The 15,927-nt window shown below is 45.5% G+C and carries 14 protein-coding genes; 12 read left to right on the forward strand and 2 right to left on the reverse strand.

Annotated elements, in window-relative coordinates; all coding sequences use genetic code 11:
- Positions 1 to 393: 393 nt before the first annotated feature.
- Positions 394 to 1,701, reverse strand: coding sequence for a phosphoserine phosphatase SerB (gene serB, locus JMX92_RS09890; protein WP_155587329.1), 1,308 nt, complete (start codon positions 1,699 to 1,701; stop codon positions 394 to 396).
- A 99-nt stretch (positions 1,702 to 1,800) separates the two neighbouring features.
- Between serB and JMX92_RS09895 the strand changes: the two genes are divergently transcribed.
- From JMX92_RS09895 to JMX92_RS09950, 12 genes are all read left to right on the forward strand, one after another.
- Positions 1,801 to 3,240 carry a hypothetical protein gene (locus JMX92_RS09895; protein ID WP_201545427.1) on the forward strand — a complete coding sequence of 480 codons (1,440 nt, stop codon included), beginning with the start codon at positions 1,801 to 1,803 and terminating at the stop codon, positions 3,238 to 3,240.
- 201 nt (positions 3,241 to 3,441) lie between these two features.
- On the forward strand, positions 3,442 to 3,690 hold the full coding sequence (locus JMX92_RS09900) for a PA3496 family putative envelope integrity protein (protein ID WP_011961394.1): 249 nt from the start codon (positions 3,442 to 3,444) through the stop codon (positions 3,688 to 3,690).
- Positions 3,691 to 4,155: 465 nt separating this feature from the next.
- Complete coding sequence (locus JMX92_RS09905; protein ID WP_011961393.1) at positions 4,156 to 4,707, forward strand: YecA family protein; 552 nt, start codon at positions 4,156 to 4,158, stop codon at positions 4,705 to 4,707.
- A gap of 3 nt (positions 4,708 to 4,710) precedes the next feature.
- Positions 4,711 to 5,145 (forward strand): YbjQ family protein, encoded by a 435-nt coding sequence (locus JMX92_RS09910; RefSeq protein ID WP_201545429.1) that lies wholly within the window; start codon positions 4,711 to 4,713, stop codon positions 5,143 to 5,145.
- A 61-nt stretch (positions 5,146 to 5,206) separates the two neighbouring features.
- A complete protein-coding gene (locus tag JMX92_RS09915; protein WP_011961391.1) occupies positions 5,207 to 5,698 on the forward strand; it encodes a YbjQ family protein in 492 nt (163 codons plus the stop codon).
- A 184-nt stretch (positions 5,699 to 5,882) separates the two neighbouring features.
- Positions 5,883 to 8,813: a valine--tRNA ligase gene (locus JMX92_RS09920; RefSeq protein ID WP_201545431.1), complete on the forward strand. Its 2,931-nt coding sequence runs from the start codon at positions 5,883 to 5,885 to the stop codon at positions 8,811 to 8,813.
- 313 nt (positions 8,814 to 9,126) lie between these two features.
- The gene (locus JMX92_RS09925) at positions 9,127 to 9,597 is read left to right on the forward strand and encodes a hypothetical protein (protein WP_011961389.1); all 471 of its coding nucleotides are present in this window, start codon (positions 9,127 to 9,129) and stop codon (positions 9,595 to 9,597) included.
- Positions 9,598 to 9,969: 372 nt separating this feature from the next.
- Positions 9,970 to 11,445 carry a peptide MFS transporter gene (locus JMX92_RS09930; RefSeq protein ID WP_413786865.1) on the forward strand — a complete coding sequence of 492 codons (1,476 nt, stop codon included), beginning with the start codon at positions 9,970 to 9,972 and terminating at the stop codon, positions 11,443 to 11,445.
- Positions 11,446 to 11,481: 36 nt separating this feature from the next.
- Positions 11,482 to 11,832, forward strand: a complete 351-nt coding sequence (locus JMX92_RS09935; RefSeq protein ID WP_011961387.1) for a hypothetical protein — start codon at positions 11,482 to 11,484, stop codon at positions 11,830 to 11,832.
- Between the two features lie 103 nt (positions 11,833 to 11,935).
- Complete coding sequence (gene brnQ / locus JMX92_RS09940; protein ID WP_155587324.1) at positions 11,936 to 13,279, forward strand: branched-chain amino acid transport system II carrier protein; 1,344 nt, start codon at positions 11,936 to 11,938, stop codon at positions 13,277 to 13,279.
- 143 nt (positions 13,280 to 13,422) lie between these two features.
- Complete coding sequence (locus tag JMX92_RS09945; RefSeq protein WP_201545435.1) at positions 13,423 to 14,463, forward strand: ornithine cyclodeaminase family protein; 1,041 nt, start codon at positions 13,423 to 13,425, stop codon at positions 14,461 to 14,463.
- 6 nt (positions 14,464 to 14,469) lie between these two features.
- Positions 14,470 to 14,889, forward strand: a complete 420-nt coding sequence (locus JMX92_RS09950) for a YbaN family protein (RefSeq protein WP_201545436.1) — start codon at positions 14,470 to 14,472, stop codon at positions 14,887 to 14,889.
- Between the two features lie 136 nt (positions 14,890 to 15,025).
- Here JMX92_RS09950 and JMX92_RS09955 read toward each other — a convergent pair whose 3' ends face one another.
- Positions 15,026 to 15,484: a universal stress protein gene (locus JMX92_RS09955; protein WP_011961383.1), complete on the reverse strand. Its 459-nt coding sequence runs from the start codon at positions 15,482 to 15,484 to the stop codon at positions 15,026 to 15,028.
- Between the last annotated feature and the right edge of the window lie 443 nt (positions 15,485 to 15,927).

The raw sequence follows: 15,927 nt of genomic DNA on the forward strand, positions 1-15,927 counted from the left end.
GAGTCGAATGTTGCGATTGGTTGATAGTTATTATGCCCATGTTTTATTAAAATACAAAGAATATCTATAGAACTTACGACAATGACTGTCGTTTAATTTTGCTAAAAATTTGACAGCATCGCTAAGCCTAGAGCATATCTAAGGTGCATAAAATCGGCTAAAAAAATATTTTTTGTAAAAACTTGGTGCCCAAAAGTGCCGCTGTGGATTTTTGACAGAAACAAAGCGGTAACCTTATTTTGATAAAAAAAGCAAATAAAAAAACCAGACGCTAGCGCCACAATAAAGTAGGTAGGGTCCGGTTTTTTTAAGGTATAGACTTTTGGTGTATGTTGCCGGTTATTTATCACACATGACGATAACCATAACTATAATCATGACTATAATATAGACTTATAACAAGTCTTGAGCGGCGTAACCGAGCACGTAGAGCACACCCTCAAGTCCAGTGGCATTGATGGCCGCATCGGCACGGGCGCGTACGATGGGCTTGGCATGATACGCCACCCCTAAGTCGGCAATGGCCATCATAGGTAAGTCATTGGCACCATCACCGACACAGATAACCTGAGATAAAGGCAACTGCATGCGCTTGGCGACCTGCTCTACGATCAGCGCTTTGCGCTCGCCATTGACGATAGGCAGCTGTACGTTGCCAGTCACTGCACCATCTTCGATATCCAGCTCATTGGCATACACCTCATCGATACCCAGCTCCTGGGCAATACGCTGCGCAAAATAAGTAAAGCCACCGGAGACAAGCACCGTGTAATAGCCCAAGGATTTTAAGGTGGCAAGCAAAGTGCGGGCACCAGCAGATAAGGTAAGCTGCTGCTGAATGTCATCTAAAGCATGGGTCGATAAGCCCTCAAGTAGCGCTACACGCTCAGTAAATGAGGTGTCAAAATCAATCTCACCGCGCATTGCCGATTCAGTAATTTCGCTGACTTGATCACCAATATTGGCGTGTTTGGCCAGCTCAACAATGACTTCTTGCTCAATTAAGGTTGAGTCCATATCAAATACGGCCACTCGGTGCGGGCGTAGCATCTTGGCTAGTGACACAATATGACAGTCAATGGCCGCATCTCCGCCTAAGTCACTGGTGATAGGTAAGGTATTGATAAACTGACGCAGATGGGCGGTGATACCCTCATCAAGCAGACGGGCTGCAGCAGATTTTTTGCCGGGCTGCATGATGGTGGTGTCACTCGGCATTAAGATATAGCGGTAAGTGAGTACTGAGGTTAAGCGGTCACTGCCTGAGTGGTCTTGTAGCTCATCGGTACTGCGCACCACTTTAATAATTTGCCACAAAGGGTTTTGCTGCGCCCACTCAGCGATGTGGGCTTCAAAGTCGCTTTTTTTATCCAACTCACTGCCGCCTGATGAGCGTAAAGCCTGCTTTTGTACCACCACAGATAACGCAAAAACTGGCAAGTCCTCCAGCTGCTCGATAAGGCTGAGCGAGATTTTGCCTTGGTCATTGGCGCCTTGTTCAAAATCTACGTCATCAAAACGCAAATTGCTTGGCAGCAAGTCGTTAGCTTTTTGTAAGGCAGTAATCCATGCTTTTAGATGGGCGGTCATGCCTGAGCCGAAGCGGGCAAAGTTAGCCGTGGCATTTAGGGGGGTCGCGGCTGCCTCTGAAGTTGCTGAATTTGGGTTATTTTGATGATTAGTTGTAGTATTTTTTGTCATGGCGAGCTAAGCCCCTTGTAAGCGTAAGCAAGATTAGGAATAATAGAGCGTGCTCAAAAATGGGGCACCCCCTACCTATTAACAAAAGTTTAGCATAACATGACCTATTTAGCGCCACGGCAAGGCTTGTTTGCCATAATTATTCTCATCAGCTTCTTGATTCATACCACATTGATGCTTATTAGCACCGACCAACAGCTTGATGAGCTGAAAATGCAAACAGGACAACGAATGCTGGTGCAACTTATTGACGAAGTTAAACTGCCTTTACTGAGTAAAGACAAGGTTAGCTTGAGTGTCTTAACTGGTCGATATACCAGTGAAAATAACGTTGCCAGCTTAACAGTAAAAGACATCGATGATGAGGTAATATTACAAACCGGTCAGGCCCAACTTCTAGAGGGTGAGACCATCAGTCGCAAAGTGATTATGAGCGACACTGTCATTGGTAAAGTGGAAATGACGCTGCGTGATACCAGTTATGGGGAGATTATTGCGTCACAGTGGATCTTTATCTTAGGATCACTCATTACCCATCTGCTGATTTGGTTATTGTATGGCTATATCGCACGTCCTACGCGCGAGCAGTTGGCTGCGCTAAGTCGCGACGTACAAGACTATCTAATCACCCAAAAATCTCAGAGCGGGCGCAGCAGTCGCAGTCAAAGCGCAGCTTTAGGTGATGAAGCGCCAAAAGATGGCTTAAGCATTCATCAGGCGCTAAATAACTACATTCAGTCTAAGCAAGAAGATGGGGCTGAGGGCAGTGTGGCGGATAATGCAAATAATTTGTCACAAGCGGATAATTCATCAGCTTCAGGACAAGACATTTTAGCCAAAATAGATGATAATGCAGCAGCCGATGCTGAGGGTGACAGTTTGCAGGCGGGCATGCCAAGCAAAATAGAGAACAGCGCTGACAATAAAAAGGCCTTGGTGGCCAATAGAGCTTTTGAAGTGGCCAGTGTTCAAATTCGCTTTTATGACCCCAATAAGCTATTAACGACCTTAGCTTATGAAAAGTCAGAGCCTTATTTTGCCCTATGTACCCAGCTGCTGCACCGCACCATTGATGAGATGCTAAAGCAGCCTATTTTGTTTGGTATTGAGCTGCACAATAAGCCGGTATTTAATGAACATGGCGCAGTGGTAGAGTTTGTAGGCAGTACCAGTCATAGCCGTCCTGCTTTAGCAGCGATGATGTTGGCCAAAGCTTACGTCATGCTGAATCAAGTCACTTATATTAAGCATCGTGAACTACAGCGCTTTGCATCTGAGGTGATGGTTGGGGTGAGTGATGAGGCGACCGCAGATAAGCTTGAGCAGCTACTGTACAATAAAGCCAAAGCCAGTGATATTTTTGCGTTATTACCGGTCGAAGGTATCAAGCAGCTACGTGGTTATATCCAATTAGATAACCTAAAAAAACCAACCACAGTATATGAGCGAGACTGCGCGTCACTGCAAGGAGTGAGCGATTCTATGATGCAGCGCTTGATTGAAGTGCGTAATGCAGTATTGCTCTCTGCGCTAAATTAAATGTGCTATTACCTATTAACTAAATAGCCTAACTTAATTAAACTAGCGTTTTTACAATAACCGGTATAGGTTAATTAATAACAGGCAAATATGAGCCTGATAACTGTCCGCGAATTGGGACGGCTGAGTGTTAATTAACTGATATCCGACCAATCAAACCCAATCGGTCAAATCAGACCATTAAGATAAGAGGATAAAGACATGAGTGATAATGATCTTGATGATTTCGATGATGATAATTTCGAAGATGACGATGATGCCAAAAAGGTAGATGAGGCCGAAGCCGAAGCTGCGCGATTAACCAGCCTAGAAAAACGCCGTCTTATCGATAATATGCTAGAAGAAAAGCGTCTAGAACGTGAACTAAAAGATGGCTTCGATGACGATTTCGATGACTTCGATGATGATCTAGATGACGATGATTTCGACGACGACTTGGATGATGAGTAATGGCTGCGGTTAGCCTGTGCTAGCCGCATTTGTTACCCCCTGCAAGGTAATTACTTAGGTCGACATGTTAACTCAGTCGCTTCAAGTAAATCACTTCATGCAAGTCATAGTGTCGCAGGTAGATTGTTATTGCTGTCTCAATAGCGGCTCATTCAAAAGCGATTACCCCTCATCCTCACCACCGTTTCTAGTTAGCATCTCTCAATGATTTCTTTTAGTCTATGCTAAGTGATGGCTTAGCGGACTCATCAGTGCTTGCTGCTGTTTATATGAGGATATATGGCTTGATAAGCAGCGGCAGCCAATACTGAGCTTAGTCTAGATAGCATATCAAGCTGTTTAGCGGTAAGATTACTTAAAACATAGCCCAAATACTAATATGGCAAACGCCAAGTTACCCCAAATTTATCACCCAACTGATCACCCAATTTGTCACCCAACTGATCACCCAATAAAGAGACCCCTATGACCTTAGATGAGCTACAAGACTTCTTAGATTCTGATGCCAACAAACATGGCCTTGATAGCGTGGCTACCCACGGATTTTTGACCGCTACTATCGTCGGTAAGCCATTACCAAACTGGTTGTCGCTCTTATTTGAAGGCCAAGATGCCCAAGTTGATGCTGCAGTGAAAGCGGCAGTAAAAGAGTGGCGTGCTGAGCTTCTAGAAGATTTACAAAGCGAAGAGGGCATTGCCTTACCGCTTGATATCGATGAAGATTCTGGTGAGATGGATTTTTCACCCGACTCAGAGCTTACCGCTTGGTCCATCGGCTTCGTTGATGCTATGTATGGCGATGAGAATGTGGACTGGTTTAGCGATGAAGACAGCTCTGAAGATGTGGCCATGCTCACTTTACCGATGATGGTATTTAGTGGTATCGATACTGTGGACGGTGAAGAAGATGAGGATTTGGCCGCTATCCGCCGTGATGACGATGCTTTGGCTCAAATGGCTAATAGTATTGAAGGAAATCTAAGCGAGCTGTTTTTGTTATTTAACACTGACGAGTAAGTGATGAGCGTACTACTGTCCAATCTTGAACATCTGCCAGGCTACACCATCACTGAGCGATTAGATGTGGTGTATGGCAGTACCGTGCGCTCAAAGCATGTGGGTAAGGATATCTTTGCCAGCCTAAAAAATATCGTGGGTGGCGAATTGACCGCTTATACCGAGCTATTAGAAGAGTCGCGGCAAGAGGCGATAGATCGCATGTTGGCGAAGGCCGAGGCGCTAGGGGCTGATGCGGTGGTGGGACTGCGTTTTTCGACCTCAAGTATTGCTCAAGGTGCCTCTGAGCTTTTTGTCTATGGCACTGCTGTTAGAGCGATTGCCAATCCGGTGCCAGCGAGCGTTGCTGAACCAAGCAGTGCACCTCAAAGCGCGCTGCCTGCTGAGCCTATAGCCGTACCACCACTACCGCCTATAGACCATACGCTGTATGACTAGAGCGCTTAAGTTGAGTCAATCAGGCTGTCTTACTCAAGACCTAAGCTAGGGGGCGGCGCTCATGGATACTGTTTTTGACTTTTTTATCGATAATATAGTTTTTATTGGGCTGTTTTTTATTGGATGGGTGTTTGGTCGTTATAACGAAAATGATCATCTTAAGCGTCTAGATAGCACCGAAAAAGAGCTGGGGCACATCATTGTCTCAACTGAACGCTTTTATCAGCCGATCATTGCCGATGCCACGCAGCCAGTGTTGGTGATGGGCAGTGTGGTGATTGCTCAAGATTACTTTAAGATGATAGTCGCTCGGGTGCTTAATGTGTTTGGTAAAAACCTCACCACCTATGAGACGCTACTTGATAGGGCTCGGCGTGAGGCGGTAATTCGCATGAAGCTTGAGGCGCAGTTTTTGGGCTACAATCAAGTCTATGGTCTGCGCTTGGAGGTCACCAGTATCAATATTAGCGGAAGTATGGTGGAAGCCATTGCTTATGGCACGGCGGTTTATACTGTGGGCAATCCAAAAATCCCGCCGCCATTACCCTTATAACTGTTTTATCGTCTAGCTGTAGCGATCCCCTCATTTTAGGGCGGGCAGGAAGTCAAGACGTGCTGAGCTAAATTGGCTTAACCTCTAACAAAATTCTGCTATCTGCGTTAAAATCATACCCATTAACGTCTTTGTATCTGCCTTTATTTTATAAATTTCTCATCAACAATAAGACACTTTTATTATGAGCAATCAAAATCTTACTGCCTCTATTCAATCGGCCCTAAAACAACTTGAAAACGCCTATAATCCCGGTGAAGTTGAACAGGGTATGTATCAGCGCTGGGAAGAAAGTGGTTATTTTCAGCCCAAATATAACAGCGATGAGTCGTTTTCTATTGCCCTGCCACCACCTAACGTGACTGGCAGCTTGCACATGGGTCATGGTTTTAACAATGCCATTATGGACTCGCTCACCCGTTATCATCGTATGCTGGGCGACAATACATTGTGGCAGCCGGGCACAGACCATGCCGGTATTGCCACACAGATGGTGGTAGAGCGCCGTTTAAATGCAGAAGGTATTAAGCGTACTGATTTAACTCGTGAAGATTTTATCAATAAGGTTTGGGAGTGGAAAGAAGAGTCGGGCGGTAACATTACCCGTCAGATTCGCCGTTTGGGCTCATCCGTGGATTGGTCGCGTGAACGCTTTACCATGGACGAGGGCTTATCAAACGCGGTAAAAGAAGTATTCGTACGCTTGCATGATGAAGGTCTAATTTACCGCGGTAAGCGTCTGGTGAACTGGGATCCTAAGTTTCAAACCGCACTGTCAGACTTAGAAGTAGAAAACCATGACGAAAAAGGCTCACTGTGGCATTTTCGCTACTATTTCACTGACAAATCTATCAAAACCCAAGACGGCAAAGATTATGTTGTGGTAGCAACCACCCGTCCTGAGACCTTGCTTGGTGATACCGCAGTAGCTGTGAACCCAAAAGATGAGCGCTATACCCACTTGGTCGGCCAGACCATTACCTTGCCGATTACTGGCCGCGTAGTGCCTATCGTGGCTGATGACTATGTTGAAAGCGACTTTGGTACCGGTGTGGTAAAAATTACCCCAGCGCATGATTTTAATGACTATGAGCTTGGCCGTCGTCATAATACACCGCTTATCAATATCTTTGATGCACACGCCCATATACTGCCTGAGATGGAGATTTATCCAGATCTGCAGACCCGTGAGCCTAAGCTTGAAAAAACCCCTGAAGCTTATGCCGGTGTTGAGCGCTTTGACGCTCGTAAGCAGTTGGTTGAGCAGGCTCAGGCTGAGGGCTGGCTGGATCAAATTGAGGACTATCAGCTTAAAGCGCCTCGCGGTGATCGCAGTGGGGTTATCGTTGAGCCTTGGTTAACCGATCAGTGGTATGTGGCAGTAGAGCAATTGGCAAAGTCGTCGATTGAAGCGGTGGAAGATGGCCGTATTGAGTTTGTACCTGCACAGTACAAAAACATGTACATGGCATGGATGAACAACATTGAGGACTGGTGTATCAGCCGTCAATTGTGGTGGGGTCATCGCATCCCAGCCTGGTATGACAACGATGACAACATTTATGTGGCACGTGATGAGGCCGAAGTACGCAGCAAATACAATCTTGATGACAGCGTTGAGCTGCGCCAAGATGAAGACGTGCTAGACACGTGGTTCAGCTCAGGTCTATGGACCTTTAGCACCCTAGGTTGGGGCGATGAATCACAAGACCAAAAAGCGCTACAGACTTTTCACCCGACCAGCGTATTGGTAACCGGCTTTGATATTATCTTCTTCTGGGTGGCGCGTATGATTATGCTCACCATGCACTTTATGAAGAATGAAGATGGCACGCCGCAAGTACCATTTAAGACGGTCTACGTGCACGGTTTGGTGCGTGATGGTCAGGGCCAGAAGATGTCAAAATCTAAAGGTAATGTGCTTGACCCCATCGATCTGATTGATGGTATTGATCTGGAATCTTTGGTAGCAAAACGCACCAGCAACATGATGAACCCCAAAGATGCGGCCAAGATTGAAAAACAAACCCGCAAAGAGTTTCCAGAGGGTATTCCAGCCTTTGGTACTGATGCGCTGCGATTTACCTTTACCTCGCTTGCCAGCACCGGCCGTGACATTAACTTTGATTTAAAACGTGTCGAAGGGTACCGCAACTTCTGTAACAAAATCTGGAACGCCAGCCGCTTTGTACTGATGAACTGTGTTGACAAAGAGGGTACTGCGCTGGCCATCGATAAGGCGCCCAATACCCAAGTGTGGGAGCTACCTGAGCAGTGGATTATCAGCCGTCTAAATTCGACCATTGCCAATATCAAGCAGCACTTTGAGCAGTATCGCTTAGATATGGTCAGCCATGATATTTATGAATTTATCTGGAATGAGTACTGTGACTGGTATGTGGAGCTTGCTAAAGCCAGCTTAAATGATGACACGGTATCGAGTGAGCGTAAGGCGCAGATTCGTTATGTGCTGCTACATGTATTAGAGACGGCGATGCGCTTTGCTCACCCTGTCATGCCGTATTTGACAGAACAGATTTGGCAGACCATTGCACCGCTATTAGAGCGCAGAGATACTGACAGCATTATGATTGCCCAGTTCCCTGAGGTCAATGAGTTGCAGATCAACGCTCAAGTTGAAGTCGATATGACCTGGTTACAAGAGCTTATCGCTGGCGTACGCAATATCCGTGGTGAGATGAAGCTGGGTAACGCAGTACGTCTGCCGGTACTGCTTGAGAACATCACAGCGGAGCAAACTGAGCGCCTACATCGTATTGAAAACCAGTTTAAAGCGCTGGCCAAAGTTGAGAGCCTAACCATACTAAATGACGGTGATGAAGTGCCATTGTCCTCCTCTAGTATGGTCGGCAAGCTGCGGGTGATGGTACCGATGAAAGGTCTTATTGACCCAACAGCTGAGCTAGGTCGTCTGTCAAAAGCACAAGAAAAACTGCAAAAGCAGGCGGATGGCATCGCACGTAAGTTGGGTAATGAAGGCTTTGTTAGTAAAGCCCCTGCTGAAGTGGTTGCTGCAGAAAAAGCCAAGCTTGAGGAACTTGAAGGTCAGTTAAAAGTGATGAGCGAACAGATGGCTCAGCTTAAAGCGCTATAATCGCTAAAGTCATTGGACAGCTGGTTTTACTGTTTTTATTTTGTATTTACCTTATTATGGCGGCTTCAATTTTATATTGGGGCCGCCATTTTTTTAGTTAAGTTTACGGCTAAACAGGGTATCCATACCCAATCAACAGTTATCGATTAAACATAAAAAACCTACAATGACACCTAAGTTGGTAAACGATTGGCACAGCAAAGTAAGCTACCATAGTAAGTTACTAATATAGTAAATTGCTAACATAGTAAATTGCTAATAGTTACTGTTTACCTACCTTCTCCTTATCAAGGATTGAATCAGAGGAACGATTATGAGTCATCGTATGAAGATTTCAGCTGCTACCATCATCAGTAGCGCCCTATTTTTATCAAGCTGTGCCAGCACTGGTATGGCGCCCAATTCAACTAGCAATGCCTACCAGTTGCCTCAAGGCATATCTGAGGGCTATTGGGCCATGACCTCAGCGATAAATGGCGAGGCATCAGTCGTCAGCTTCAACAATGGCATGAGCCAGAATTACCGCTTTAAGTGCTATGCTGACGGTACTTATCAGCAAATAGGCATGGAGCAATATAAGCTGGTACCGACTGCTAACGCCGTTGGACTACAGTATCAAAATCAGCCTGTTTTTTCTTATATCAAGGCCACTAAGTTTGCGCCAAAACAATCGCTTATGTTAAATCAGACCTTTAATGAGCCTGAGCTACAGCGTGCTTACCCAAATGGCCAAAATTACTCTTATGTTTATAAGAGCCGTTTAGAGCCTGTTTGCTCACTATAAATTAAGGAGCGGCTATGCTAACTTTAATTAACAAGACCACACGGGCATTGGCCATTATACTAACCAGCTCGATATTTTTGAGTGCGTGCACAGTCACTGGCTTGGTGGGCGGCACTACCGGACATTAAACACAGATTAATGGTGACTTTACAAGCAATTGATAACAGGCTGCTGATGAAAATCAGTGGCCTTTTTTGTAGACGCAGTATTTCATCAAAAACCGAGTATTTGGCTTAACCATGAGTGCCGAATTAAGATAAAATAGCCGATTTCTGTCGAAATTCGAAATTATCTATCCTTAACTTAACAGCCATAATAAAGTCACCGTTTGGGTGGCTTTATTTTTTTGATTGCACATGCGAGAGGTACCCAGTGTTTAATAAAAGAAACCTAGTAATGATGTTTTGCCAAATGGGTTTTGGCTTCTCGTTTTATGGGGTAATGATTGTCCTTACTCCGTTTTTCTTAGAAAAATTACAGTACAGTGAAGCTGATACCTTGATGGTTATCGGTGCCTTTGGTGCTGTGGGCACTTTATTTTCTATTGCTGGCGGCGTTATTGGTGATAAGTTTTTGGGGGCGTACCGCTCCTTGGTGGTGGGCTATGTCGCCTTTACCTTGGGTTATGTGCTGCTTATGATTAGTGCCGTAGGGGTCAATGTGCCGCTAAGTTTAATGGGGATTGCTTTGGCCAGCTATGGCCGCGGGCTGATGTCACCCAATTATCCGACCTTATTTCAGACCACTTTTGCCTCACAAGCTGACTTTGAAAAAGTATATCCAATTAACTATTCGGTGAATAATTTAGGGGCTTTTTTGGGTCAGTATGTATTTCCGTTTTTGACGTTGATTATTGGCTATAAAGGTAACTTTATGCTCTCAGCCATTATGGCGGGGCTGGGTGTGTTATCCCTATTATTGATACGCAAACCCTTGGTCACCCATGCCGATGAGATTGATAAAACACCGGTTTCTGTACAAAGCTGGCTAAAGTTTTTTGGGCTTAGTGCATTAATGATTGCCGTTGTATTTTATATGTTTAGTGACATGGATATAGGGCAATACATTGTTTATGCCATCAGTGCTGCAGCGATAGGTTATTTTGTGGTATTGATGCTCAAAGCTGCCCGATCAACGGCGCTGCGTATGGGAACTATCTTGATCATGGTGCTATTGAGTATCGCCTTTTTTGTGTACTACGGGCAGATGATGACCTCAATGAATATCGTGGCGATTAACACCATGCGTGGTGATTTATTTGGCATAATTCCAATTCAGCCAGAAGGCTCGTTGGTTATGAACCCCCTATGGTGTGCAGTGGCAGGTCCTGTGATTGCTTTTATTACCAATCGTTTAGAGAAGCGTGATATCTTCTTAAGCACACCGGTCAAAGTGGGTGTGGCCTTTATTCTAACGACCATAGCTTTTGCTATCTTAACCGTCTCTTTATTGCACATTGGCCCTGATACCATTTTAAGACCAGAGATATTTTTACTGGTACATTTCTTCCAAGCCTTTGCTGAGGTGGTGGTAGGCAGTCTGGTGGTGGCATATATTTTATCAGTTGCGCCCAAGGCCATTGCCAGTTTTTCAGTGAGCCTATTTATGGTGGCTATGGCAGTGAGCGGCATTATTGGAGCGGTGTTTTCAACCTCAATTGCTTTGGATAAAGGGACTAAGCTGACCCAAGCAATAGCGGTAGAGAGTTACGGTGGGTTCTTTATGACGCTTACAATCTTTGCGGTTGTGCTCACTGTGGTGGCTTTTTTATCGGCGATACTGATCAAAAAGATGCTTAAAGCGGCCGATGACTGGGATCAGCAGCAGTCACAACATGACCAACATTAGCCTATTTACCTAACTTACTTCTAAGACGTCAAAACTATGATAATAAAGCTGTTACTGTTATTACTTCTGCCAGCTTTATGGTTATTGTGGCGGCGTCATAAGTTGCTAGATAGGGCAGCCATTTATGCCAGTCTTGTTATGCTAGGTTATCTTTTGGCGCTGCTATTGACTCTGACTTTGCATTTTGAGCCCATAAAACATTGGCCTTGGTTTGGTTATTTAATCATGGTATTGCTGCTGTTACCCTTTAGCAGTTATCTGTTAATTATCTACACGACCTTGAGTCTAAAGATGCCCAATCCTGTTCTTAAGCGAGCAGGGGCATTGGGACTGGGCATCTCAGCGCTGCTGCTACTGTGCGTAAAAGGCCTACTTAGCTGGGGCTAAAGCGCTGATATCAGTAGTTTTTGCCATACGCTTGGTGTTGCTATACAATTGGCCATTTTTTAGTGCATATACGATGTGCCGGATTCAATCAGGTGGCCCCTTCATGGACAAAGATCACGCAGTCAACCCCTCTTCCTCAGCCAGCAATCCCTTATTCTTAGGGTTTATGCTGTTGTCCTTCTTTTTTGGTGCCGGTAATTTAATTTTTCCGCCTATGTTGGGGATGAATGCTGGGCTTAATTTTACGCCTGCGGTCATCGGTTTTATCGTTACTGCCATTGCACTACCAATGCTCAGCCTCATTGCCATTGCCAAGTCTAGTGGAGGGTTGTTGGGTTTGGGGCGCCGAGTGCATCCGGTATTTGCTTATGTTTTTGCCATCTTAATTTATCTGTCTATTGGTGCGATGTACGGTATTCCGCGCGCTGCTAACGTGGGTTATGAGATGGGCTTTCGCCACTTTATAAACTTGCCCGAGGGCATAAGTCTGATTACTTATGTGGTGGTGTTTTTTAGCGTGTGTTATTTATGCGCCCTTAAATCAGGTCGCTTGGTGGATATCATTGGTAAGGTATTGACGCCGGTACTGCTCGGGGTGATTGCACTGCTTTGCGGTCTGGCTTTTATGCATCTGACGCCAAGCGTGCATGCGCCCTCAGAGCAATTTAACAGCAATCCTTTGTCAGCGGGCATTATCGAGGGCTATTTTACGTTGGATGCGCTGGCAGGCCTGGCCTTTGGTACGGTATTGGCCAATGCCATTATGGGCTCGACTAAGGCGGCGGGTCAGGCACCTTTGGCGCCCCAGCAGTTGGTTAAAGTAATGATTCAGTCCTCATTGGTGGCGGGTCTATTTTTGGGTCTGATTTACTTTGGCTTGGCTTGGATTGGCCGTGGTATGTATCGTCCTGAGGGCTATGAAAATGGAGCGGTGCTGCTATCGAGTGCTGCCACGCAACTGATGGGCAATGCTGGGAACGTGGCCTTTGGTATGATTGTTATTTTGGCCTGTTTAACCACCTGTATTGGCTTAATTAATGCCTGTTCAAGCTTTGCCAATCAAGTCTATCCTAAGATTGGTTATGGCGTTTATGTGCTCATCTTCACTGTGCTGGGTGCTTTGTTCTCAAATCTGGGACTAGACAGCATCTTGGCCATAGCGGTGCCCATTATGGTATTTTTATATCCCATTAGTATCGCCTTAGTTCTGTTGTCTTTGATACATCCTATGATTGCCAAGCATCCTTTGACCTATGTGTTCGGTGTAGGAACAGCCACCTTGTTCGCCTTTAATGACATGTTGAGCAATTTGGTGAGCAGTCCACTGCCTTGGCACAGCTTAATTGAGAAGCTGCCTATGGCTGAGCTGGGCTTAGGCTGGATAGTACCGACCATTTTAATGGCACTGCTGGGTTTTGTTATCAAACGATCTGATCAGGCAATATAGCCCAAAGTAGTGTATTAACAGCGGGCTTAGCGTTGAGGTATTCTGACAAAATTTGACATTTTGCCTATTGTTTGCGCCCGCTGTGTGCTGCTAGCATACTTCCTTTATAATATATCTATAAATAAAATGATAAAGGAATAATGATGCAAGTATTAAACATGGAAACCGTTAAGCAGCAGCTGACTATGCCCATGGCAATTGAGGCCATTGAACAGCTACTCATCCGTCAGACTGAGCACCCAAATTGGGTCAAGACGCCCGAGCGCTTGGTCATTCCCACCAATAAAGATTCAGACACGCATCAGCAAGGCTCGCACTTGTCCATGCCCTCTGTCGTATTCGATGGCGAGCAGGAGTATGCTGTGGTCAAATTGGTCACTATTTGCCCAGACAATCCGCAGCGCCAGAAGCCAACTACTGTGGCCACCATTACTGTATCAGATACTACGACAGGGGATACCTTGGCATTTATGGATGGCATCTATGTCACTCAAGTTCGTACGGCGGCTTTGTCTGGGGTTGCCACTAAGTACTTGGCCAATCCTGAGAGCCAAACTGTGGCTGTCATTGGCACCGGCGGCATGGCCTATGAGCAGCTTAATGCGGTGTTAACCGTATGTCCTAACATTCGCCAAGTGAACTTATGGAACCGCAGTGGTGATAAAGCCCAGCAGTTTAAAGCACAGTTTATTGCTGATTACCCGCAGTGGGCCCAGCAAGGTATCAGCGTTAAGGTATGTGAGTCTATTGAAGCGGCTGTGGCAGAGGCGGATGTGATTAATTTGGCCACACGGGCCACCCAAGGGCTGTTTGAAATCGAGCAGATTAAACCCAATGCCCATATTAATGCGGTCGGTGCTTATCAGCCGCATATGAAAGAGGTGAGTGATTCGGTAATTGCCGCTTGTGACTATGTGGTAATCGATGATCTAGAGGGCGGTAAGCATGAAGCGGGTGACCTAATTCAGGCCGATGACAATGCTGACTGCGATTGGGGCTGGGATGAGCTAAGTGGCCAGCTAATGGACTTGGTCAATGGTAAATTACAGCTAAGCGATGAGCAGGCGAAGAGCAAGCTCAGCTTATTTAAATCTGTGGGGGCTGCAAGTTTTGATGCAGCTGTGGCACTCAAGATTGCCCAATTGGCGAAGCGTGATGGGCTTGGACAGGCTGTAGCGCTATAAGTTTATATGACTGAGCAAACTAAGTATCGACATACTGGACGCATAAACCCCTCGAAGTATGCCCACATGCGCTGGTTATATCTCATCTTGGGGTTTATAGTTTTTGCACTCGGCGTGATAGGGGCGGTGTTGCCCGTTATGCCCACGGCTCCTTTTATTTTACTCGCAGCAGGGTGCTGGGCTCGCGGATCTAAGCGTTTTTATTTGTGGCTTATCAATCACAAACACATGGGTAAGTACATTCGAGACTGGGAGGAGCGCCGAGCTGTGCCACGCCGAGCAAAATGGCTGGCGTGTATTATGATGGGCTTCTCAAGCAGCATGCTGCTGTGGACAGTACCTGAGGCCAAAGCTTGGGTGGCATGGACGGTGGCCTTGGTTTGCTTTTGTGTCGGCGTCTATCTATGGCGGTTGCCTGACGCCTGATAGACTGCTATGTCTATGTCTATCTATCTATGCACAATGGGCTATAGGCTGTTGCTACAGACCATTTATCCGCTCATTGTCCACCCAGGCGGCTTGATGGGACGGTGCAGCGCTTCGGCTCAAGCACAGTCAAGCTTTATTTTACCGGCTTTTCTAGTCTGACTACCAACACATCACAAGAGACATTGGGCAAAATAGCATCTACCGTCGCGCCGTTAATCCAAGCGGAGATACCATGGCGCTCATGGCGACCGATAATGACTAAATCCACGTCGTTTTTATGACAATAGTTAATAATACCCTCGCTATTTGAAATAGCGGTGGTGACTTCCTGACTCTTGCAGTCTAGACCGTTTCGCTTGAGAAACTCAATCAAATCACCTCTTGCGTTTTTGCAGCGCTCATCATCTATCTCATCATAAAGACTGGCAGCAGGGACCATTTCATATCCAAAGCCTACCATCGTATCTTTAATAATATGTAGTACTGACAGCTGTGCATCTTGTTGACGTGAGTGAATGTATTTGGCTTTTTGGGCAACAACGTCGGCATCAGAGCGTAAGTCAGTAACGAGCAAAATATGTTTATAGCTCATGGCAACACCTATATCAAACAGAGTGAAAGATACATTAACGGGCATGCTTAGCTGCGCAGTTAATGGCAATGATAGTGGCATATTGTTAGAGGCTGATTGCATGATATATGCCTTACTGTTTAATACTATCATAAGCTTATTTTAATAGATATGCAGCCTCATTTTTGGGTAAACATAACTAATTTTGTGACATGAATAGCGCCGCATACTCACCACTGACAGCGATTAACGGCATATTTTTTAGTAACTTTTTCTGTTTTTTTAAGTTATTTTAAAATAAGGCTTGCTAAAGGGGAGTTGTCACCCTATACTAGGCTCCTGCTTGAGAGAAGCCCACAACAAATCATTACCTCGTAGTATTAGCATTAATCCTCCGTTTTAAGATTTACCGTAGTTGCTCAGAGCGTTACCGACCAAATTGGTCATTATGTTTTAAAATTAGG

Source organism: Psychrobacter sp. H7-1 (genome assembly GCF_904846585.1).
GTDB lineage: Bacteria > Pseudomonadota > Gammaproteobacteria > Pseudomonadales > Moraxellaceae > Psychrobacter > Psychrobacter raelei.

Coding starts and splice junctions, on each gene's coding strand:
- serB (WP_155587329.1), bottom strand. CDS start 1,701: ATGACAAAAAATACTACAACTAATCATCAAAATAACCCAAATTCAGCA.
- JMX92_RS09895 (WP_201545427.1), top strand. CDS start 1,801: ATGACCTATTTAGCGCCACGGCAAGGCTTGTTTGCCATAATTATTCTC.
- JMX92_RS09900 (WP_011961394.1), top strand. CDS start 3,442: ATGAGTGATAATGATCTTGATGATTTCGATGATGATAATTTCGAAGAT.
- JMX92_RS09905 (WP_011961393.1), top strand. CDS start 4,156: ATGACCTTAGATGAGCTACAAGACTTCTTAGATTCTGATGCCAACAAA.
- JMX92_RS09910 (WP_201545429.1), top strand. CDS start 4,711: ATGAGCGTACTACTGTCCAATCTTGAACATCTGCCAGGCTACACCATC.
- JMX92_RS09915 (WP_011961391.1), top strand. CDS start 5,207: ATGGATACTGTTTTTGACTTTTTTATCGATAATATAGTTTTTATTGGG.
- JMX92_RS09920 (WP_201545431.1), top strand. CDS start 5,883: ATGAGCAATCAAAATCTTACTGCCTCTATTCAATCGGCCCTAAAACAA.
- JMX92_RS09925 (WP_011961389.1), top strand. CDS start 9,127: ATGAGTCATCGTATGAAGATTTCAGCTGCTACCATCATCAGTAGCGCC.
- JMX92_RS09935 (WP_011961387.1), top strand. CDS start 11,482: ATGATAATAAAGCTGTTACTGTTATTACTTCTGCCAGCTTTATGGTTA.
- brnQ (WP_155587324.1), top strand. CDS start 11,936: ATGGACAAAGATCACGCAGTCAACCCCTCTTCCTCAGCCAGCAATCCC.
- JMX92_RS09945 (WP_201545435.1), top strand. CDS start 13,423: ATGCAAGTATTAAACATGGAAACCGTTAAGCAGCAGCTGACTATGCCC.
- JMX92_RS09950 (WP_201545436.1), top strand. CDS start 14,470: ATGACTGAGCAAACTAAGTATCGACATACTGGACGCATAAACCCCTCG.
- JMX92_RS09955 (WP_011961383.1), bottom strand. CDS start 15,484: ATGAGCTATAAACATATTTTGCTCGTTACTGACTTACGCTCTGATGCC.